General features: G+C 61.9%; 14 protein-coding genes and 1 pseudogene. 3 read left to right on the top strand and 12 right to left on the bottom strand.

Features of this window, described 5'->3' with window-relative positions; genetic code table 11:
• Window positions 1-69: 69 nt before the first annotated feature.
• Entirely contained in the window at window positions 70-918 is an 849-nt protein-coding gene (locus LG385_RS10850) for a flagellin domain-containing protein (protein ID WP_225774285.1), read from the bottom strand.
• Between the two features lie 194 nt (window positions 919-1,112).
• Window positions 1,113-1,199, bottom strand: a pseudogene (locus LG385_RS10845) (transporter); the annotation flags it as partial.
• Between the two features lie 514 nt (window positions 1,200-1,713).
• Here LG385_RS10845 and LG385_RS10840 point away from each other — a divergent pair.
• The gene (locus LG385_RS10840) at window positions 1,714-2,391 is read left to right on the top strand and encodes a DUF3313 domain-containing protein (protein WP_225774284.1); all 678 of its coding nucleotides are present in this window, start codon (window positions 1,714-1,716) and stop codon (window positions 2,389-2,391) included.
• A gap of 245 nt (window positions 2,392-2,636) precedes the next feature.
• On the opposite strand, the gene LG385_RS10835 is transcribed toward LG385_RS10840, so the two are convergent.
• The 7 genes from LG385_RS10835 to LG385_RS10805 form a co-directional block, all read right to left on the bottom strand.
• Window positions 2,637-4,946 (bottom strand): Orn/Lys/Arg decarboxylase N-terminal domain-containing protein, encoded by a 2,310-nt coding sequence (locus LG385_RS10835; protein ID WP_225774283.1) that lies wholly within the window; start codon window positions 4,944-4,946, stop codon window positions 2,637-2,639.
• Window positions 4,943-6,349, bottom strand: a complete 1,407-nt coding sequence (gene potE, locus LG385_RS10830) for a putrescine-ornithine antiporter (RefSeq protein ID WP_225774282.1) — start codon at window positions 6,347-6,349, stop codon at window positions 4,943-4,945. The genes LG385_RS10835 and potE overlap by 4 nt, the downstream gene beginning before the upstream one ends.
• Before the next feature lie 97 nt (window positions 6,350-6,446).
• A complete protein-coding gene (locus LG385_RS10825; RefSeq protein WP_225774281.1) occupies window positions 6,447-7,658 on the bottom strand; it encodes an aldose 1-epimerase family protein in 1,212 nt (403 codons plus the stop codon).
• A gap of 137 nt (window positions 7,659-7,795) precedes the next feature.
• Entirely contained in the window at window positions 7,796-8,731 is a 936-nt protein-coding gene (locus tag LG385_RS10820; RefSeq protein WP_225774280.1) for a YsnF/AvaK domain-containing protein, read from the bottom strand.
• Window positions 8,732-8,743: 12 nt separating this feature from the next.
• The gene (locus tag LG385_RS10815) at window positions 8,744-9,202 is read right to left on the bottom strand and encodes a YsnF/AvaK domain-containing protein (protein ID WP_225774279.1); all 459 of its coding nucleotides are present in this window, start codon (window positions 9,200-9,202) and stop codon (window positions 8,744-8,746) included.
• Window positions 9,203-9,313: 111 nt separating this feature from the next.
• Window positions 9,314-11,524 (bottom strand): ATP-binding protein, encoded by a 2,211-nt coding sequence (locus tag LG385_RS10810; RefSeq protein WP_225774278.1) that lies wholly within the window; start codon window positions 11,522-11,524, stop codon window positions 9,314-9,316.
• A 145-nt stretch (window positions 11,525-11,669) separates the two neighbouring features.
• Window positions 11,670-13,091, bottom strand: a complete 1,422-nt coding sequence (locus tag LG385_RS10805) for a sugar porter family MFS transporter (protein WP_225774277.1) — start codon at window positions 13,089-13,091, stop codon at window positions 11,670-11,672.
• Window positions 13,092-13,375: 284 nt separating this feature from the next.
• On the opposite strand from LG385_RS10805, the gene LG385_RS10800 reads away from it, so the two are divergent.
• The gene (locus tag LG385_RS10800) at window positions 13,376-14,197 is read left to right on the top strand and encodes an alpha/beta fold hydrolase (RefSeq protein ID WP_225774276.1); all 822 of its coding nucleotides are present in this window, start codon (window positions 13,376-13,378) and stop codon (window positions 14,195-14,197) included.
• 45 nt (window positions 14,198-14,242) lie between these two features.
• On the opposite strand, the gene LG385_RS10795 is transcribed toward LG385_RS10800, so the two are convergent.
• Together LG385_RS10795 and LG385_RS10790 are read right to left on the bottom strand one after the other, a co-directional pair.
• Window positions 14,243-15,151, bottom strand: coding sequence for a LysR family transcriptional regulator (locus LG385_RS10795; protein ID WP_225774275.1), 909 nt, complete (start codon window positions 15,149-15,151; stop codon window positions 14,243-14,245).
• A gap of 139 nt (window positions 15,152-15,290) precedes the next feature.
• Window positions 15,291-15,914, bottom strand: coding sequence for a cyclodeaminase/cyclohydrolase family protein (locus LG385_RS10790; protein WP_225774274.1), 624 nt, complete (start codon window positions 15,912-15,914; stop codon window positions 15,291-15,293).
• Between the two features lie 128 nt (window positions 15,915-16,042).
• Between LG385_RS10790 and LG385_RS10785 the strand changes: the two genes are divergently transcribed.
• Window positions 16,043-17,524: an alginate export family protein gene (locus LG385_RS10785; RefSeq protein ID WP_318781394.1), complete on the top strand. Its 1,482-nt coding sequence runs from the start codon at window positions 16,043-16,045 to the stop codon at window positions 17,522-17,524.
• A gap of 68 nt (window positions 17,525-17,592) precedes the next feature.
• Here LG385_RS10785 and LG385_RS25525 read toward each other — a convergent pair whose 3' ends face one another.
• The gene (locus LG385_RS25525; protein ID WP_318781393.1) at window positions 17,593-20,262 is read right to left on the bottom strand and encodes a M10 family metallopeptidase C-terminal domain-containing protein; all 2,670 of its coding nucleotides are present in this window, start codon (window positions 20,260-20,262) and stop codon (window positions 17,593-17,595) included.
• Window positions 20,263-20,366: the final 104 nt, after the last annotated feature.

The following is a 20,366-nucleotide window of genomic DNA, read 5'->3' as shown; positions in this document are numbered from 1 at the left end:
CGGATACCGGGAATAAAAACGAAAAAGCCCCGCTCGAAAGCGGGGCTCATCGTTAACCAGCGGCCGATATTACTGAAGCAGTTTCAGTACAGCGGACGGGATCTGGTTGGCCTGGGACAGGATCGCGGTGGAAGCCTGTTGCAGGGTTTGCTGCTTGGTCAGCTCAGCGGTTTCAGCGGCGAAGTCTACGTCCTGAATGGTCGAACGAGAGGCGGTAGCGTTCTCGATGATGTTGCTGATGTTGCTGATGGTGCTTTCCAGACGGTTCTGCTTGGCACCCAGGTCGGCACGGGTGGTGTTCACGGTGTTCAGGGCGGCGTCGATGGCGCTGATGGCCGAGTCGATCGCAGTGTGGGCAGCACTCACGCTAGCGCCGGTGATGGAAGCGGTGCTCACGCCCAGGCCGGAGGCCGAAGCGTTCAGGCTGATGCCCAGGTCGATGTGCTGGTCGTCACCGGTCATGGCGCCAACCTGGAACTGCAGGCCCGAAGCCGAACCGTCGAGCAGCTTCATGCCGGTACCGAAGGTAGTCGACGTGGAGATACGGGTCAGTTCGTCGCTCATCTGGGTGAATTCAGATTGCAGAGCGGTACGGTCAGCGGTGCTGTTGGAGTCGTTACGCGACTGGACAGCCAGTTCACGCATACGCTGCAGGATGCTGGTGGTTTCTTGCAGTGCGCCTTCAGCGGTCTGGGCGATCGAGGTAGCGTCGTTGGCGTTTTTGGTCGCAACGGTCAGGCCTTTGATCTGGGTGGTCAGACGGGTAGCGATCTGCAGGCCGGCGGCGTCGTCTTTGGCGCTGTTGATTTTCAGGCCCGAGGACAAGCGAGTCATCGAGGTGCTGGTGGCGGACGAAGCCTTGTTCAGGTTGTTCTGTACGGTCAGGGAAGCAATGTTGGTGTTAACGGTCAACGACATGACGAAATCCTCAGGGCAGCGGTGATGTACTTGGCTTCCGGCCCTGGCGGTGCCGGGTGTGGCCTGGATAACCTTCGAAGTAGTTATCGTCGCTTTTGGCGTTTGCTTTAGGCCTTTTGCCAAACATTTGGTCATGTCGGTGTTGCGCAGGGTGGCCGTGGCGATTTGAACCGCGACGGCACGCGGGGCGAGCGCTACCAGACGTACTGAAGGCGAAACGTCCAGGTGTTCACATCCGGCGAAGCTGTGCGCTCGGATACGGTGTCGGTGTAGGCCACCAGCCACTCCAATGCCCTGAGGTCTTTATTTCGCCGGTGGCAGGGGCGCTATAGCGTCATTTTCCATCCGCAACCCACTACATTTTCAGAGCGCTTTCTGGCGGCGGGGAAGGGAGCCGTATTTGTGGGCGGAGCCGCAACGCTCATGAATGACTAAAGGGCATAAGCTTCACATGATGATTGCTGTGCGTGAATTGTGCGGACGCTCACGGTATAGGGCCCTTTTCTTTATTCTAAGCAACCGGGCAGGGCTCGGTTGAGCAGGTATTGAACCGCCAATAGTGCTTGCTCATATTTAGCACTAGGCAATTTGCTGGCTGTAGGCCAGATTGCATGAGGCAGTTTAATTGCATTCGGCCATGATGCGGCGTTTTAGATTGTTTCCCGCAAATAAAAAGTTGGGCTATACCTACGATTGAATTCAGTCGTACTGCGGATAGCGCTTGCCTGATAGATATATAGATAGGCTGCAAACGATTTGTTCGCTGATCCATCAAGCCACCCAAGGAGCTGGAGAATGAAGTTTTCGGTAATGGTTAGCTCGCTATGCATATCTGCCGCAGTCCTTGCAGGTTGTGCCGCCACTGCAACGCCTCCTGAAGAATATTCAGGGTTTTTGAAAGACTACAGTCATTTGAAAGAGGCAAAATCGGCCACAGGCGTCAGCGTGATGAGGTGGATTGACCCTCAGGCTAAAGTCGCAGACTATAACAGTGTTTATGTAGAGCCGAGCCAGCTGTATCCTAAACCACAACCCACGGCTCAGATTTCTCTCGCGACGCTGCAGGGGATCACCCAATATTATGACCAGGCCCTGAAAAGGGAGTTGGGAGCTTCACTTCCGGTAGTTGCCGCTCCGGGGCCAGGTACGTTGGTCGTACGCCCGGCTATTACTGGGGTAAGCAGTAAAACGGAAGGCTTCCAACCCTATGAGGTGTTACCCATTGCCCTTGTTGCTTCTGCGGTCAATACGGCTGCGGGCGGGCGGGACCAAACCACAACCGTAGCTACGGAAGTCGTATTTCTGGATGGCGGAACCAATAAGGTGGTGGCACAGGTAGTGCGTAAAGGTACGGGCAAGAACCTTGAAAACAGCAAGGCGGCAATGACAGCAGAAGATGCCAAGCCTGTGTTGGATGGTTGGGCAAAGGATGTTCGCCTGTCATTCAATAGCCTGAGGTCACCTGCTCCATAACGCCCGGGTTTGGTTGATGCCAGAGAGTCTCATGGGAAGTGCCGCCGAATATTGAGCGAGCCCGCTTCCCGTTTATTTTGAAGTGTACCTGTGGGCTGCCATATGGGCGCAGGTCCGGATTGATGGAGCACTTCTGAGGGTGTGAAGGGTTCTGTGATCCGCGAGACCCAAAGCCCGGATGTTTTGCAAAAGGGTTTACATCCGCAGGCCCTGCCAGGCGTAAAGCCACCTGACAGGGCCGCAGGCTATCCTTCGCCGTCAACGGCCGCGGAACTCAGCACCAGCAGGTGATAGCGGCCACCTTCGCTCTCAATCCCGTGGGTGTCATGGGTAAACCCGGGGAATGACGTATCGAAGCTTTCAAGTGCCCGTAGATAAGCGAGCAGGGGGCCATCGGCCGGGCCTGCGTTCTCCCCCGGCATCAACAGTGGAATGCCCGGCGGGTAGGGCACGATACCTGTGGCCACGATGCGCCCGGCGGCTTCGGCCAGCGGTACCCGCTCTACCTGGTTCTTCACCAGGCGTTCATAGGTTTCCACCGGGCTGAACTCGGCCTGAGGCAACATGCCGAAGGCCTTGGCCATGGTGGCCGTGACCCGGTTCTCTTTCATTGCAGCGAAGATTTCCTCCGCCAGGTCGCGCAGGCCCATGCCGGTGTAACGTTGCTGGTTGGCCGCCAGCAGCTCGGGCAGGCACAGCTCCAGTTCGAGGTTGGCATCGTAGTCACGCTTGAAGTCCAGCAGCGCGTTCACCAACGTACCCCATTTGCCTTTGGTGATGCCTATGGAGAACAGGAACAGAATGGTGAAGTCAGTGGTTTTTTCCACCACGATCCCCTGATGCCCCAGGTAGGCGCTGAGCACGCACGCCGGGATGCCAAAGCCTTGCAGCTCGCCGTCATCGCCCATGCCCGGGCTGAGCACCGACACCTTGATCGGGTCGAGCATGCAGTAACCGTCCTCGATGTCGCCGAAACCGTGCCACACCTCGTTCGGGTGCAACACCCAGCAGTTGGGGTCCGTCTTGAGCCTGGCAGGGTCGGCTTCATGGAAGGGAACGGCCTGCCCGTCCACGGCCACGGTGGGGGGTTGCCAACAGGTGAAGAACCAGTCGTCATGGGCGGCCAGCTCGCTGTTCATCCGCGAAATCACTTGGCGGAACGCAACGGCCTCCTCGATGGATTCGCTGGTGAGGATCTGCCCGCTGGGCGCTTCCATCATTGCCGAACTTACATCGCACGACGCCATGATCGCGTAATTGGGCGAAGTGGACGCATGCATCATGAACGATTCGTTGAAGCGCCCGTGCGGGATGGGATTACGGCCGTCCCGTACGTGGATCATCGAAGCTTGGGACAACGCCGCCAGCAGCTTGTGGGTAGATTGGGTGGCAAATACCGTCGGCCCGGAAGGGTCGTGATCGCCGGGGTTGCCGTGCATGGCGAAGCGATCGCGGTACAACGGGTTGAAACGGGCATAGCCGTACCACGCTTCGTCGAAGTGCAGCCGGTCCACGCTCTGTCCCAACAGCTGTTCCACGCGGGTGACGTTATAGGTCAGCCCGTCGTAGGTCGAATTGGTCACGATGGCATGGATCGGCGTCGGGTCCACCCCAGGGCCTACCAGCGGGTTACTGGCAATGGCCGCCTTGACGCTGTCCGCGCTCAAGGTTTGCGGCAGGATTGGCCCGATGATCCCGTAGCGGTTGCGCGTGGGCACCAGGTACGTCGGGATCGCCCCCGAGAGGGTCATCGCGTGCTCGGCCGATTTGTGGCAGTTGCGATCGCACAAAGCGATCTGATCCCGGGTCACGCTGGCCATCAGGATCACCCGGTTGGAAGTGGACGAACCATTGGTGACGTAATAGGTGCGATGGGCGCCGAACACCTTGGCCGCGTAGCGTTCGCCCTGGCCGATAGGGCCGCTGTGATCCAGCAACGAGCCCAGTTCGCCCACGGAAATGGACAGGTCCGAGCGCAGCAGGTTTTCTCCGAAGAATTCGTAGAACGCGCGCCCTGCCGTGCTTTTCAGGAAGGCTGTGCCGCCAGCATGCCCAGGGGTGTGCCAGGAATACTCATAACCGCGGGCGAACTTGAGCAGCGCCCCGAGCATCGGTGGCAGCACAGCCTGCCGGTAACGTTCGATCGCCGCGAAGATGCGGCCGCTGAGGAAACGGCTGGTGTCTTCCGGCAGCCAGATAAAGTCGTCCGCGTGCTGCATCACAATCAGTGGGATGGTAGACGCCGTGCTGCGGTCGCTGATCAGGAACACCGGCACCCGGGTATTGCGCGCCCTGAGGTCGGTGAGCAACCGGATGCATTCCTGGTTGCCCTCGCTGGTATCCATCTCCCAGCTCAACAGCACGCACTGGATGGCGGGGTCCGAGTGCAAAATTGACGTTGCATCCGCCAGACTCTCGGACACCAGCACGCTGATGGCGCGGTCCTCTACGTCGGTAATCAGCTGGTTGAGCGCGCGGCCGAACACGGTGCGTTTGTCTGGGGCACTGCTGACCAGCAATGCCAGCATGCCAAGCAAGCGGCTGTGATCGGTCATGGTCTGGCCTCCAGGCGTAAATCGAGGTTGTTGACGGGCACGGGCTCACCTTCGAGGTGGCGCGCGCTGACGGTTTGGGTCGGCACGCTGTTGTTAAGGGCTTCCAGGCGGATCAGTCGATTGTTGACGAAGCCAAACAGGGTGTAGCCGAAGATGGTGGCCACGCCCCCGAGCATGAGCGCCTGTTCCCCAGAGCTGTACAACGCCAGGTAGCTGTAGGCGGCGGCGGTCCAGGCAACGATGTTGGTCATCAACGCCTGGCGGGGAGGTACGTTGGACACCTTCTGCATTGTCATGAGTGCGGCCATGGACAGGATGTACGGCACCAGGTTGGTGACCACGGCCAGGTTGACCAAGGTGTCGAACTGCTTGCTCAAGTCCGGGCTGATGGTAAGAAAGCCCAGCGCGGTTTGCGCCGCCAGCAGCACCAGCATGCCCACGATAGGCGTACCGGCCTTGTTGGCCTTGGCGAAGATAGGCATGAAATACCCCGTGTCCGCCGAGCTCTTGAACACCTGGGCAATAGTGAACTGCCACCCCAGCAGCGACCCGACGCAAGCCAGCACCATCAGGCCCATCACCACATTGCCCACCATCGGGTTGAACATCTTCGCGAACGCCAGCCCGAACGGCGCGGTGGAACTGGCCAGTTCCGGGTTGTCGACGATGCCTGCGATCACGTTGGTGGACACGATGTAGATCACCGCCGCGCCGAGGGTGCCGCCCAGCACGGCAATGGGTACGTTGCGCTCCGGATTTTCCACCGCGTCGGTGTTGGCGCAGGCTGACTCCAGGCCCAGAAACGCCCACAGCGTAATAGCCACCGAAGCACCCGCGGCTTCGAAGAGGGTTTTGTCATGAGGGTTCCAGCCGGCGGCGTAGACGCTTTTGTCGAACCAGAACCAGCCCACCGTGGAAATGAACACCACTGGCGCGATGACTCCCCACACCGTGAGGGCGCCGATCTTGCCGGTGATGCGAGCGCCACCGAAGTTGGCGAACGTGGTGAGCCAGAGCAGCCCGATGGTCGCCAGGCCCACCTGCAGCGAGTTGAGCTCCACCCCCAACAGCACCTGGATGTATCCCACCGCAGTGATGCTGATGGCCACATTGGCAATCAGCAGGGACACGCCATAGGTGTAGTTGGTGATGTAGTTGCCGCCCTTGCCGAAGGTGTACTCGGCGTACCCGCCCATGCCGCCGGTTTTTCGGCTGAGCATGCCGCAGCGGGCGAAGGCGTAGGCCAGCGCCAGGGAGCCGGTGGCCGTGACCAGCCAGGACAGAATCGAAATGGCCCCTACCTCGGCCAGCTTCGAGGGCAGCATCACGATGCCCGAGCCGAGCATGTTGACGGCGGTGAGCATGGTGAGCTGGCCGACGCTCATTTTCTTCGGTTCCGACATTCCGTTGCCCTCGGGTGATGAAACACCATGGACCCTTAGGCATAGCAAACAATTAGCGCAGCGCAAGCACCGCGCTAAACGCAACGCAGGTGTTTTTTCAGTGCGAGAGGTCTACCAGAGGTGTGTCACGCACTTCGGTCGCGCGGCCTTGCTGGATCTGCTTTACAGACGCAACGGCCTGATCAACCTGAGGTTTGTCCGCCAGCAGGCTGTAGCTGATGCGGAACTGACGCACCTCTTTTGCGCCGATTTTGGGCACCAGATTCAGCGGCCGCTGGTAACGCCGGTTGTACGAAAAACTTGTGCCTGGCTCCAGGCCGGTCACATAGCCCTGGCCTTGGGTGTCGGTATTTTTCCAGAGGGAAAACACCGGCAGGGTGGCGGTATCGAAGCCCACGGCCACACCGAGGTTCCCCGCCTTGTTGTGCAGCACGGTCAATGTCTGGCCGTTCTGATCGGCGTAGGGCACCACGTTGTACACGGTTTCATCGTAATCGCGGGTAGGGCCACGGTAGGTGTCCCAGGTGGCGAGATCACCCTTGGCTTTTTCGTTGAACGGCGATACCTGCTTGACTGGGGCCACGAACCGCGCGCCTTCTTCCAGGAAGGGGGTGCTGAAGTTGCTGTGATAGAGCGCCTGGTATTCCTTGGGATAGTCACCATTGTTGGTGAGGGTGTCGTGCAGGTCGAAGCGCGTGCTGCCAGGCACTGTTACCAGTTCGGTGGCCACGCTGAAGTCAACCTTCTTGAAGGCTTGTTCCTTCAGTTCGCCGCGCAAGGTTATGGCGTAGGGCGGTTGCTCGTCGATGTGCAGGGTCACGGTGCTGGCGGGAATATTCGCGGCACGCCCGTGCAGGGTGAGCATTTCGCCGTTATCCACGCCAGGGTGGCCTACCCATTCATAGCCGCAACGAGTGACCAGTTCGTTGAACCCTTCGAGCCAGCCCAGGCCGTCGCGGCCAGTGAGGTTGACGAATGCCGGATTGACCACTTCCTTTACGGGGGAATCCCAGCCCATGCGCACCTTGCCCACCGAGGCGTCGAGCACGTTCATACCCCGGGTGGGCACCACGGTCAGCTTGAGGGTGCCATTGTCGATGTCGACTACGCTTACCCCTTCCTGACGGCCGCCATGCAGGGTGCGCATTGTCACGGTGAAAGGTTTGCCAGAGGTCACACCCAGCTCGGCGCTGGTGACCTTGAAGGCCTTCGCGCCGGTTTGGGCATCGAGAAGGGTGTAGTCCCAGGCGAACGCCTGAGTGGTTGCGGCCAGCCCGCCGAGGGCCACGAGCAGCTTCAATGGAGTCATCACAGATACACCTTTATTGGAGTTGTGATGACGGTATAGCGTGGGTGAAGCGTTTCAGCAAGGCAATTGATGGAGTCTGGTGTTCCGGCAAGGTAGGGGCCTTCCATAACTGAAGGCCCCCGAGCGAATGCCTTACCTTAACGGTCCAAGGGTTTGTTACGTCCGGACGCCGCGGCGGCCTTGGTCAGCTCGCCTTGGCGGTTTTCCACCTCCACGTCGGTACGGCGCAGGGTATCGCGTACCGTTTCCTTACGCTCCGTCGCGGTTTTGCCCACGCTGACCTCTTCCACCACTCGGGCGGACTTGTCCACGACTACTTCTTCGGCGGTTTCCTGGATCTCGATGGCGCCGTCCTTGAAGGCATTCAATTCGCCGGCAGTGGCCACGCGGTCCACCGGCCGGCGTTCGATGTTGGCGTGCTCTTCGCGCAGGCTTACGGTTTCCTCGACCGGGCGCTCGGTCACCCGGGTTACCACGCGGACACGGCCGGTATTCACTTCCCGCTTGCCTACACGCAGCTGCTCTTCGATTACCGGGATTGCCGTATTGCCAGAAAGGTCAGGGGCCATCCCCGTGGCGTTCGCTGGCGCAGTACTGTCGGCGCCTAAGTGGGTGCCTGCCACGTGCGAAAGCCCTGCCTGGGCCGTCACCCCAGGTGCACCATCGGTCCAGGTGGCGGCGCGCTCATCTATATCGATGGCGCCTTGTGCTTGCAGGATGTCCTCTACCTGCTCTGCCTGCAGGTCATCGGCAACGGTGACGGTGATCAAAGTTGCGCCCCGGCGATAAGCCTCCGGATAGGCAGTGCTGTAGCGGTGGGGCTGGCCATCGTCGTCGCTGCCGAACAGCGAGCTGAAGAAATGGCTGACCTTGTCACCAAAGGAGCCGTCATCGGTGTGAGGGTCTGCAGTGGTAGCTGCGGAGGTTTCGCTGGCAGGCATGGTGCCTTGAGCGGTGGCATCAGCGGTGGAGAGCTCGATGCTGCTTTCGGCGATGTTCAGCTGCAGCAATTGGGCTTTGGCTGCCTGAGCGGTGCTCAGGTCATCGAATGCCGCTACAAGAGTATGCTTCATGTTTACCTCGATTCACGTAAGGGATGAGTCAGGCGCAGACGCGGAAGACCCCTGTGGTTCTTCGCTGTCGGTGTTTTCCAGGCTGTCGCTTCTGTTAAAAGTCAGCTGTTCTTTTTTCAAAGTCACCGGCTGGCTTGTTGTAACTTCGCTGACGGCCTGTCGAACATGCAGCTCTTCCTTCAATATCAGCCGTTTTTCCACGACCAATACTTCTTCAAGTACCGGGATAATTGTTACGCCGTTTTCAGTTCTTACCTGCGGCGGGTTGTTCGGGTCCACTTCCGTATCGCAAGTAAACCGCTCTACCGCAGCTGTTTCGCGGCGCAGGCTCTCAGTGATGAGGTAGTCCCGAGATTCCACGGTTTTTTCGATGCGAACAGTGCCGGTGTGAATCTTGCGTTTAGAGAGCGTCAGCACCTCTTCCACAACCGGAATTGCAGATGCTCCGCGGCTTGTTTCGGGATCGTCCATTATCGGGCCTTCGAAGAAAGTATTTCTGTACTGCTGTTAACTTGAGTGACCGCGAGCGACTCAAGTTCAAACTCGTTTGCAGCAATCGGCAAACAGGGACGAGCGGTACGTTCAGCGGCGGGCGCTGGCCACCAGCTCCAGCAGCAGGTCCAAGTCCGCTGGCTTGGTAAGGTGGCGATCGAAGCCGGCAGCTTCGGCCAGGCGCACGTCTTCGGCCTGGCCCCAGCCCGACACGGCAATCAGATACACGCCTTCGCCACCCGGCAACGCACGGATGGCCGCCGCAGCCTGGTAGCCGTCCAGGCGGGGCATGCCGATATCCAGCACGGCCACGTGAGGCATGCTGTCCCGGCACAGGTCCAGCGCCTGCTGGCCGTCTGCGGCCATCCGCACCTCATGGCTTTCCATCTCCAACAGCGCCTGAAGTGTGAAGGCGATGTCCTGATTGTCATCGGCGACCAGCACGCGCCGCCCCGGGCTAACCGGCGCAACGGGTGATGGCGCCGCAGCGACGGCGCTCACGGTGGGGTTGGCCAAGGGCAGGGTGACGGTGAAGCAGCTGCCTTGGCCCAAGCCGTCGCTGGCGGCATTAAGTTCGCCTCCGTGCAAGTCCACGAGGTTTTTGGCCAGGGCCAGGCCCACACCCAAGCCACCAGCGTCCACGCCGGGGCCGGCGACCCGGCCGAACATGCGGAATACCTGGGCCAGGTTTTCCGGCGCGATGCCAATACCGCTGTCGGCGACCTCCACGCAGGCTTGACCCCCGAGCCTGCACAGCGAGATCCGCACCTGGCCGCCCGCCGGGGTGTACTTGACGGCGTTGTCCAGCAGGTTCACGAACAATTGCTGAAGGCGTAAGGCATCGCCCTCCACCGGCAACGGGTCGGAAGAAAACGAAGCACGTACCTGCAATTGTTTGTCCCGGGCCCGGCTGTTGATAAAGGCCAGCGCGTCGTGCAGCACGGCGTTCAACTCCAAAGGCTCGAGGCGCAGGGGGATGTTGCCGAAGCTCACACGAGAAGCGTCCAGCAGGTCATCCAGCAAGCGGCCCATGTTGCCCACCTGGCGGTCGATCACCGCCAGGCTGTGGGACCGTTGCGCGGGGCTGGCGCTGGCGGAGCGCAACAACGCCGCGGCCTGGCCGACCGGTACCAGAGGGTTGCGCAGTTCATGGGCGAGGGTGGCGATGAATTCGTCTTTGCGCCGGTCCGCCGCCAGCAACCCCTGGTGGGCGGTTTCCAGCCGGGCAACGGCTTCGTCGCGGGCCCGTTCACTGTCCCTGAGCGCTACGGCAGAAGCCTCGAGGGCAACGCTTACGTCGTTGATCTCCTTGATAGGTGTGCTCGGCACCTGTGGAATTTCACCACGGCCTACCGCTCGCGCCGCCTTGCGCAAACCGGCCATGGGCTGGCTGATCCGCCGCGCCGCAAGCAGCGCGGCCACGGTAGCGAACAGCAGCGACAAGCCCAGCCCGCCCCCATACAGGAGCAGGGCCTTGGTCACCTTCGAATTCACTTCTTTAGTGGGGATACCCGTGGCAACCGTCCAGCCTGCGTCGGGCAAGCGTAGCCAGGCGGTGTACACCTCATCGCCGTTGGAGGTATGGCTGACACCTGCGCCTTCGTTACGGTCGCTGGCCACCAATGCGCCGAGCTCCGGCGATACCTGGTCGCCCACGGCGAACCCGGCCTCGGGCACTCGGGCGATGCGCCGGCCATTGCTGTCGAACACCACCACGGTCCAGCCCTTGGGCAGTTGCGACAGGGCCAGCACCTCGGCGATGTTCTGCGGCAATAGCGGAGCGGTAAGTACATAGCGCAGGGCACCGTTACGCATGACCGGTACCCGCAGCGGGATTGCCCAGGTTCCGGAGGGGCCTTGGCCCAACTGCCCAACGATGGGGCCCGGGTGTTCGATCATCCGCTTGAAGCTTGCGGGTTCCACTGGGCTGTTGAACCCGGTGGCCGGCCGCGGTGACACCCGGCTAAGCACCTGCCCCTCGGGCGTTGTGACCAGCATCGAATGCCAGCCGGGCATCAGTGGCAACACCCGGGCCAACACCTGGTTGTAGGGGCCCAGGTCGTCGCTGTCGAGCAAAGGGGACGCGGCGACGGCGGCCAGTACCGCAAACGAGCGATTGAGGGTGACTTGCACTGCGGTGGCGGTCTGCCGATTGGCCTCGAGTGCCCGGGCGATGGCCTGGCCCTCTTCGTTGCGCAGTAACATGAACAAGGCAACGGCAGCGCACAAGGCCAGAGGCACGGTGCTTGCCAGCACGAGGGTCAGCAAGCCCCCGCGTAATGAGGACAAAGGATGGCGCACAGCGAAGAGCTCCGGATAGTTCGGACTCAGCTGTCCGCCCGCGGCAGCTCGGGTGCAGGGTATGGCCCGATGCTGGCGCGGCGAGCATAGCAAACCTCGGGGAGCGGCTGAAGCACCGCCGATGCCCAGGCTTGGCCCTTTTCGCTTAGAGTGCCTTTTTCATGTGCTTTTCGATGGCTTCCAGCGACTTGCCGCGTGTTTCCGGCAGGCAGAAGAACACGAACACCAGCGAACCGATGTTGATCGCGGCGAACACAAAGAACGTAGGGTTGCCCAGCGTATGGATCGCCAGGGGAAAGGCAAAGGCAACCGAAGCATTGAACAGCCACTGCATCGACACGGCGGTACCGGTCAGCAGGCCGCGCACTTGCACCGGGAACAGTTCGGACATCAGCAGCCAATACACCGGCGAAATGCACATCTGCATGAACAACAGGAACACCAGGATGCAGGCCAGCGCGGCGTAGCTTTGGCTAAGGTTCTGCGGCATGAACTGCAGCACGCAGCCCAGCGCCGCCTGCATCAGCACCACTACTACCAGGCCGGTCATCAACAAGTGGCGCCGACCATAACGGCCGATGGCCCAGATGCCGAGCAGCGTGGCGATTACCGACACCACACCGTTGCCGATCGTGGCCGTGAGCGCCGCATTGGTGCCCATGCCGGTGTTCTTCAAGATGATAGGCGTGTAGTACATGAAGGCGTTCACGCCGGTGAGCTGTGCGGTAAAGCCCAGGCCGATGCCGATCAATAGCAGTTTGATCACCCATCCCTGGCGCAGCAGCTCCTTCACTGCGGGGCGGTGGCGTGCCTGTTCGTTCTGGGCCTTGAGTTCGGCCAGTTCGCGGTCGGCATCAGCCTTGCTGTCCCGCAGCTGCTCCAGCACCGCTTCAGCGTCGTCCATACGCCCCTTTGCGGCCAGCCAGCGCGGCGATGCCGGCACGAAGAAGGTGCCGATCAGCAGCAACACACCTGGCACCATGGCGATTGCCAACATGTAGCGCCAGATGCCGGGCGTGTGCATCAGGGCGGCCATCAGTGCGCTTAAAACGTACGCCAGTAGTTGGCCGCTGACGATCATCAACTCGTTGCGGCTCACTAGCCGGGCGCGTCGGGAAGGCCCGGCGATTTCCGCGATAAATACCGGCACTGTGGCAGAGCCGCCGCCAACGGCGATGCCCAGCACAAAGCGCGCCGCCACCATCAGGGTAATCGAGGGCGCGGTAGCCGTGCCCAGCGCGCCGGCGATGAACAACACCGACAGCAGGCGCAGGGTAAGCCGCCGGCCGAAGCGGTCCGAGCAGTACCCACTGGCGAGCGAGCCCACGGCCGCGCCGACGATCAGCGAGGCGGTTACCAGGCCCTCTGTCACGGCGTTCAAGCCCAGCCCGCCTTCCGCCACGGGCAAGGTCATGAAGGGCAGGGCGCCGGCGATGATGCCAGTGTCATAACCGAAGGCCAGCGCACCCATGGTGGCAACCAGCACTGAAATAAAGATCAACCGCGCCGCAGACGCACGCTGACCACCGCGAGGCTGTGCGGCGGCCGAAAGGGTGTTTGAAGCCATCGAAATTACATCCTCAACCAGATAACTAGCGTGGTGCCAGTACGTAGACGAGGTTTAGGGCGGTGTCTGGGGCGGGAGTTCCGTGCGCGCGCATTGCAAAACGCCATGAAGCCATGCACTTAAAGCGCCACGAACTGAGCGACGACTAAGCCCAGACGGACCAATAGCACATCCGTTCAATTTCTTTCAGGCGCCACCCGCTACGCTGGAGGTTCGGCAGTGGTCATGGGCGGCGGCGTTGCCCTGGCAGCGAATCCTACCCCTACGCGCACAGGAGCTTCGTCATGACTACCTTCACCACCGAAGACGGCACCCAGATCTACTACAAGGATTGGGGCACTGGTCAGCCGATCGTGTTCCACCACGGCTGGCCCCTCAGCGCGGATGACTGGGATGCGCAGATGCTGTTCTTCCTTGCCAAAGGTTACCGGGTGGTCGCCCATGACCGTCGCGGGCACGGGCGCTCCACTCAAACGGCACACGGCAACGAAATGGACACCTATGCCGCCGACGTGGCCGCGCTGGTCGCCCATTTGCAGCTCAAGGACACCATTCACGTAGGCCATTCCACCGGGGGTGGTGAGGTGGCGCGCTACGTGGCTCGCTATGGCGCCGGGCATGTGGCCAAGGCCGTGCTCATCGGGGCGGTGCCGCCCATCATGGTGCAGTCCGCCAGCAACCCGGGCGGGCTGCCGCTGGACGTGTTCGATGGCTTCCGTGCTGCGCTGGTGGCCAACCGGGCGCAGTTTTACCGTGAGGTTCCCACCCCGTTCTACGGCTACAACCGCGACGGTGCCGAGGTGTCCGAAGGTATCAAGCTCAACTGGTGGCGCCAGGGGATGATGGGCGGTGCGAAGGCTCATTACGATTGCATCAAGGCCTTCTCGGAAACCGACTTCACCGAAGACCTCAAAAGCATCGAGGTGCCGGTGCTGTTGATGCAAGGCGATGACGACCAGATCGTGCCCTTCGCCGACTCGGCGCAGCTGGGTATCAACCTCTTGAAGCACGGCACGCTCAAGGTATACAGCGGCTATCCCCACGGCATGTGCACCACCCACCCGGACGTTATCAACGCGGACCTGCTTGCATTCATTGAGGCGTAACGTGCCGCTCGCGAGGCGAACGCAGTCGACGGCGCAGGTACAGGGTCAAGCGACCTCGCTGTCGATGGCCAGCAAGGTTTCGATAAACGCGCGCGCCCCGGGGGACAGGCGATAGCCCGCGCGGCTGACTACACCACAATGGGCGCGCAATGCCCCCAGCGCCGGGGGGAGGTTGCGCCAGTGCAAGCGTTCGATAGTGCCTTGGGCCATCGCGTCGGCGCAGTTGTGTTGCCCGCTCAGGCCGATGGCGTCGCTCTCCTGAACGATCCTGAGCAATGCTGGGAAATATTCTGTCTGGAAATGCGGGGCGAAATCCTGTTTCCCACAGAGGTTGGCCATTACCTTGCGCACGCCCGGAGGGACCAAGCCACAAGCCAGCGGGTAGGCGAATACATCGGCGGCGCTCAAGGTGCTTCGCCCGGCCAGCGGGTGGCCAGGCCTGCAGAAGAACTGCCCGCTTCGCTGAGCCAAGGGCTGGGTATCGAAGTTGAGGTCGGCCTCGAAAGGCCGGATGTCGGCAATGAAGAATTCGATTTCGTCGCGGTTCAGCGCCCGGCCGAGCCGCTCCCAGTCATCGACCACAAAGTGCAACTGGATACCGGGGCGTTGCCGATGGAAGCGGGTGAGCGCCTGGGACAGTACGGCCGCAGCCGGCGAAGGGCCGCAACCGAAACGTACCCGGCCGGCATCGAGCTTGGTCATCTGGCCCACTTCGCTACTAAGCCGGGCCGCGCCCTGAACCAGGTGTCGCGCATGCGCCAGCAACACTTCCCCCTCCGGGGTGGGGCGCAAAGCCTTATCCGCGCGGTCCACGAGTTGGCAACCGAATTCCTGTTCGAGGCTTTGAATACTGCGGCTGAACGCGGGTTGAGTGATGCCCATCGCATCAGCGGCGCGAACGAAACTGCGATAGTCGTTCAAGGCGATGATGTAACGGAGTTGTCGGAGGTCCATGGTGCGCCCTTGCGCGGTTCAGATTTGAGCGGAGTGGAGTGTGCGAGGCAAACTGTTATGTCGTCCAAGAAGGTTATAGATATTATTTATTCCAAAATTGAATAAGGGTCAGCAGGCTTCGCTGCATCAGCTCAATACGCTAGAGCTTTTTCGCTTCACTGCGTTCGAAGCGCTCGCGCAACGCACGGGCCGCTATATCGGCGCGATTTCCGATCGCCGCCCGTTGCGCCTCATACTGGTCGGTGCGGCCGGGGTCTTGCAGCAGGGGGGCGTCTTCAGCGAGGTTGAGCAACAAGGCGTGCACGCTGGCGTGAAGCATCAAGCCCCCTGCGCGTACGTCGCAGCGCAGGCTGGGGGTAGCCAGGGGCAGGGCGGTCACGGCAAGTTCCAGCGCCCTTTGCGCATCTTGCGCGGCCTGGTGAGTGCGGTTCACCAGCACCGCGAGGTCCCGTTGGCGCTGGGCATCCTCGGGTTCGGTGTGGGGCAGGTCTTCGATAAAGCGGCCAAAGTCGCGCATATCGCCATCGGCATGCGCGGCGAGCACCGGCAGCAGGGCCCGTGCTTCGGCCAGTAGTGTTTCCCGGGCGGGGTGTGCCTCGCGCGCCTGGCTTTTGCCAAGGGCCATCACGATCAACGCCAGCCCCAGGTTGCCACACACAGCCGCAGTGGCGCCGCAGCTGGGGACTGGTTCCAGGCCCGCAAGGGCATCACGGAACCGCGCCAGGGGCCAGGCCCAAACACTCGAAACATTGTCAGTGGTCATGGGAACGTTCCGTTACCGCGAATAATTGGGGTATGCACTGCACTGGCTGAAAGCTATCATCGCCGCCGCACGCAGCCGCGAGTGTATCCGGCGACGTATAACTATTTGCCAATGCACAAGGATTGAAGATGAAGCAGTGGGTTTCGGCCGGGGTCGGCCTTGGATGTTCCCTGGCCTGGATGCTGCCCGCCATGGCCGCTACCGCAGACGGTAGCCAGTTTGGCCTGGAGATCAAGGCCACGGCGCAAACGGAAGGGGATCGCGATCTTGGGACTGCGGCCCACGGTGACGTGAACGGGCTGGGCCTGGACCTGCGCCCGTGGGCGTATTTCCAGCGCGGAGCGTGGAGCGCCTATGCCATGGGGCAGGCAGTGACGGCGACGGACATTGTCGAAACCGACACACTGCAGCAGGACACCAGCGAAGCCGCGCAAAGCAGCAACAGCGACCGTGAACCGAAGAAGAGCTACCTGGCCATGCGCGAGTTCTGGGTGGGCTACCGCGGCCTTACTCCGTACCCGGGCGAGCAGCTGAAGTTCGGCCGCCAGCGCCTGCGCAACGACGATGGCCAATGGCGCGACACCAACATCGAAGCCCTGGCGTGGACCTTCGACACGACGTTGCTCAAGGCCAACCTGGGCACGGCCCAGCGTTTCAGCGACTACCGCACCGACCTGAAAGAGCTGTCGCCCACCGACAAGGACCGCCTGCACCTGTTCGCCGATGCCTCCTGGCAGTGGAACCCGGGGCAGTGGGTTGGCGTGCGTGCGCACCATACCCGCGACAACGGAAGCCTGGACTACGCCCGGGTGGGCCAGGCCAGCGACCCGCTGGACAAGACCCAGAACGGTGACCTGACGTGGTTCGGCCTCGAAGCCAGCAGCGACGCCTACAATGCCCGTCGCAACACCAACACCTGGAACTACTGGGCCAGCCTTACCGGCCTGAAGGGTAACCGCGACAAGGTGAACAGCCTGGACCGCAACGGCAACCTGCCGGGTGAAGCCTCCAGCCACAGCAACGTGAGCGGCTGGGCCACCGACCTGGGCCTGCGCCTGCGCCTGGACCCGAGCTGGCAGGTAGGTGCGGCCTATGCCCGCGCAAGCGGCGAATACGAGCAGAACGGCCTGGAGAGCAACCGCTCCACCTACACCGGCATCAACTCTCGCGTGCACCGCTTCGGCGAAGCCTTCCGGGGCGACATGACCAACCTGCAAAGCGCCACCCTGTTCGGTTCATGGAGCTTGCGTGAAGACTACGACGCCAGCCTGATCTACCACCGCTTCTGGCGTGTGGACGGCGACAAGGGCATCACCAGCCGTGGCGTTGCCGCGTATGACAACGAATACGACAGCGGCACCGGTGACCTGCTGTCCAGCAGCAGCCTGCCCCTGCGCGATGGCGAGAAAGACCTGGGCCAGGAGCTGGACCTTGTGGTAACCCGCTACTTCAAGCAAGGCCTGCTGCCGGCGTCGCTGAGCCAATCCATCGACGAACCCTCGGCCCTCGTGCGCTTGCGCGGTGGTGTGTTCAAGCCGGGTGATGCCTATGGCAGCCAGGTGGACAGCTACATGCACCGGGCGTTTGTGGACGTGATCTGGCGGTATTGATACCGGCGGATAATTCCCGGGCTTCACCCGGCCCCCAGTGTAGGGCCGGTGCAACCCCGGGAATGGCTTCAAGCGGCCACGCCTAGCAGGGCGAGCTCCTGCTCCGGCGCTGGGGCGAACACGAACGCGTCGGCGCCAAGCGCATGGCTGAGGTCGCCAACAAGGGTGATCTCGAACCGCTCGCCGTCTGCGCCTGCAGTGAAGTCTTTCACATAGGTGCGGTCGGCCGTGGCGCTGTAGCTCACCTTCAAGCTGCCGTCGCGGCCGCTTCCAAGGCCTGTATAGCCCAGCGCGGCCACATCCAGCAGGTCATGGCTGGCGTCGAAATCGGTGATCACGTCACTCATCCCGCGCAAGCTGTCAGTGGTGGCGAGGAAACGGAAGGTATCGTCTCCCGAGCCGCCAGTGAGCTGGTCCAGGCCAGCACCGCCGGTCAGCACATCGTCGCCGCTGCCACCGGTCAAGGTGTCACTACCGCGACCGCCCGCCACCTGATCATTGCCGTTTCCGCCGTCGAGCGTATCGCTACCTGCGCCGCCATCGAGTATGTCGTCGCCGGCTTCCCCGCGCAGGGTGTCGTTGCCGGCCAGGCCGTTCAGGCGGTCATTGGTGTAATAGCCGACCAAGGTGTCGTCATTGGCGGTGGGTTCATCGATGTAGTAGTCGTCGTAGCTGGTGGGTTCGTCATTGAAGTGCGTGGTCGTGGGGGCGCCGAAGCGGATCGCGGCATTGTTGATATAGCTCACGCCTTCGAGCACCAGCTTGAAGTAGTTGCCGTTGGCATCGGCTTCCAGTGACTGCAACACCATGTCACCGCCGGTGCGTGTGGCTTCCAGGGTGTGGTCGTAGCCGGTGCCCAACCCGGTGAAGCGAAACGCCGAGAGGTCAAGCACATCTTGGTCGTAGCGGAAGTCGGTGATCGTGTCGCTGTTGTCCACGCTTCGGGTGTCGTTGGCATAACTGTCGCGCAGCGCGTCAAACACGAATACGTCGTTGCCGTCGCCGCCCGTGAGCTGGTCGGCGCCCGCGCCGCCAATTACATAGTCATTACCAGCACCGGCGCTGAGGGTATCCGCGCCCGCCAGGCCCCTGAGCGTTTCGCCATTGTCGCTGCCCGTGAGGGTATTGCGGCCCGAGGTGCCCTGCACCAGGGTTTCGAAGTCGCTGGCCTGTATCTCGTTGACGTTGCCCACCAGCGCCAACTGGAAGTAATGGCCGTCGCTGTCGGCATCCAGGCTGCGCAGGTAGTGCCGCCCCAGGCTGCCGTTGTAGCTGAGCTGCAAGGTGCCGTTGTGGCCATCGCCCAAACCGCTGTAGCCCAGGCTGGCGAGGTCAAGCTTGTCTTCGCCAGCGACGAAGTCGGTGATCAGGTCATTGGCGCCACGTACGCTGTCGCTGGCACGGGTGAAACGGAAGGTGTCCGAGCCGGCGCCGCCAGTTAGCCGGTCCACCCCGGCGCCGCCGTACAGCACGTCATCGTAGAGGCCGCCGGTGAGCCGATCGTTGCCTGCAAAGCCATAGAGCGCCGTATCAGACACTTCCGTGGCGGCCAGCACATCATTGCCGGCGGTGCCGGCCACGGTAAGGTTGTCGTTATTGCTGAAGGCGTTGCTGTCAGTGCCGTAGAACACCGTGCTGGGGTCGCCGAAGCGGCTGAAGTAGTTGTCGAACACGGTGTTGAAGCCGGTGATGTCTTCGTTGCGCTCGGACACCGCATAGCTGGCGTTGCCGCCACCGATCAGGTTGTTGTACACCACGTTGCCGGTGACAGCGTCCACGGCGCCCACGTCCGAATCGTCCGAGGCCTGCAGCACGACTTCGGCGTTGCCGAAGGTGCTGGCGTCGTTGTACAGCACGTTGCCTGCGATGGTGTTGGCGCTGGAGCCATACAAGCCGATGCCGGCGCCACCGTTATCGTGCACGGTCACGTTGCTTACGCGGCTGAAGTCGGTGAGTTTGAGTAGCAAACCTTCTGCGCCGTTGTCGGCGATTTCGCCACCGGTGAGCACCACTCGTTCCGAGAAGGCTTCGCCCGGTTGGCCTTCCACCAGAATGCCCCGGCTTCCGTTCTCCAGCGCGTCGTTGTCGGCCAGGGTGGTGCGGTAGTTGTCCAGTAACAAGGTAAAGCCGTTACGGCCGTTGCCTTCGCTGAGGTTGTCCTGAAAACCACCCGCGTCCACATAACCCTCGGCGGTGCCTACAAGGTGGGCGTAAAAGCCGTCCAGGCCGCTGCCGGTTGCTACGCTGTCGGTCACGCTCAGGGCGAAGGTGCCTTGTTGCGCGTTCAGCCCATTGCCGCTGCAGTTGGTGAACGTCACGCCACTCACGGTCACGCCCGTGTTGGTGCCGCTGTCCCAAGGCCCGGCGCCGGTACTGAAGCCATCCACGCGCCCGCTGGTGCTGGCGCTGTTGCCATCCACTGTAAGGTCAGCCAGCCCGACGTCCTGTGCATCCATGGCAGCCCGGACAATACCGGTGACGGGTTTGCTCCAGTCGTTGGCCAACTTAAGGCTGGTGTCGCCGGCACCGTCTCCGACGAGGCTTACGCCACTTGGCAGGATGAGGCAGGGCCCGGAGGTCTGTGAGGTGTCGCCGCTCACCACGTACGTGCCCCTGGACAGATAAACCTGGCCCCCGGTCTCGGCTGCGGCGTCCATGGCGGCCTGGATGGCCTGGGTATCGTCCGTGGTTCCATCGCCAACCGCGCCGTAGTCGCGGGCGTCGTAGATAAGGGTCATGGCAGTAGCTCCTCAAAGCAGGGGGCAACGTGGAGGCGCAGCCGGCCGCTTCGGCGCTCATTGTAGTGGCGGCGATACAACGGTAGTTCAGGAAAGGGGGAACA

The organism is Pseudomonas sp. Marseille-Q5115, from assembly GCF_916618905.1.
Classification (GTDB): domain Bacteria; phylum Pseudomonadota; class Gammaproteobacteria; order Pseudomonadales; family Pseudomonadaceae; genus Aquipseudomonas; species Aquipseudomonas japonica_A.
The sequence above is the reverse complement of the archived record's forward strand: the minus strand, read 5'-3'. Positions and strand labels throughout refer to the sequence as shown.

Excerpts from the sequence above, each read along its gene's own strand:
- LG385_RS10850 (WP_225774285.1), bottom strand. The coding sequence starts at position 918 with ATGTCGTTGACCGTTAACACCAACATTGCTTCCCTGACCGTACAGAAC.
- LG385_RS10840 (WP_225774284.1), top strand. The coding sequence starts at position 1,714 with ATGAAGTTTTCGGTAATGGTTAGCTCGCTATGCATATCTGCCGCAGTC.
- LG385_RS10835 (WP_225774283.1), bottom strand. The coding sequence starts at position 4,946 with ATGACCGATCACAGCCGCTTGCTTGGCATGCTGGCATTGCTGGTCAGC.
- potE (WP_225774282.1), bottom strand. The coding sequence starts at position 6,349 with ATGTCGGAACCGAAGAAAATGAGCGTCGGCCAGCTCACCATGCTCACC.
- LG385_RS10825 (WP_225774281.1), bottom strand. The coding sequence starts at position 7,658 with ATGACTCCATTGAAGCTGCTCGTGGCCCTCGGCGGGCTGGCCGCAACC.
- LG385_RS10820 (WP_225774280.1), bottom strand. The coding sequence starts at position 8,731 with ATGAAGCATACTCTTGTAGCGGCATTCGATGACCTGAGCACCGCTCAG.
- LG385_RS10815 (WP_225774279.1), bottom strand. The coding sequence starts at position 9,202 with ATGGACGATCCCGAAACAAGCCGCGGAGCATCTGCAATTCCGGTTGTG.
- LG385_RS10805 (WP_225774277.1), bottom strand. The coding sequence starts at position 13,091 with ATGGCTTCAAACACCCTTTCGGCCGCCGCACAGCCTCGCGGTGGTCAG.
- LG385_RS10800 (WP_225774276.1), top strand. The coding sequence starts at position 13,376 with ATGACTACCTTCACCACCGAAGACGGCACCCAGATCTACTACAAGGAT.
- LG385_RS10795 (WP_225774275.1), bottom strand. The coding sequence starts at position 15,151 with ATGGACCTCCGACAACTCCGTTACATCATCGCCTTGAACGACTATCGC.
- LG385_RS10790 (WP_225774274.1), bottom strand. The coding sequence starts at position 15,914 with ATGACCACTGACAATGTTTCGAGTGTTTGGGCCTGGCCCCTGGCGCGG.
- LG385_RS10785 (WP_318781394.1), top strand. The coding sequence starts at position 16,043 with ATGAAGCAGTGGGTTTCGGCCGGGGTCGGCCTTGGATGTTCCCTGGCC.
- LG385_RS25525 (WP_318781393.1), bottom strand. The coding sequence starts at position 20,262 with ATGACCCTTATCTACGACGCCCGCGACTACGGCGCGGTTGGCGATGGA.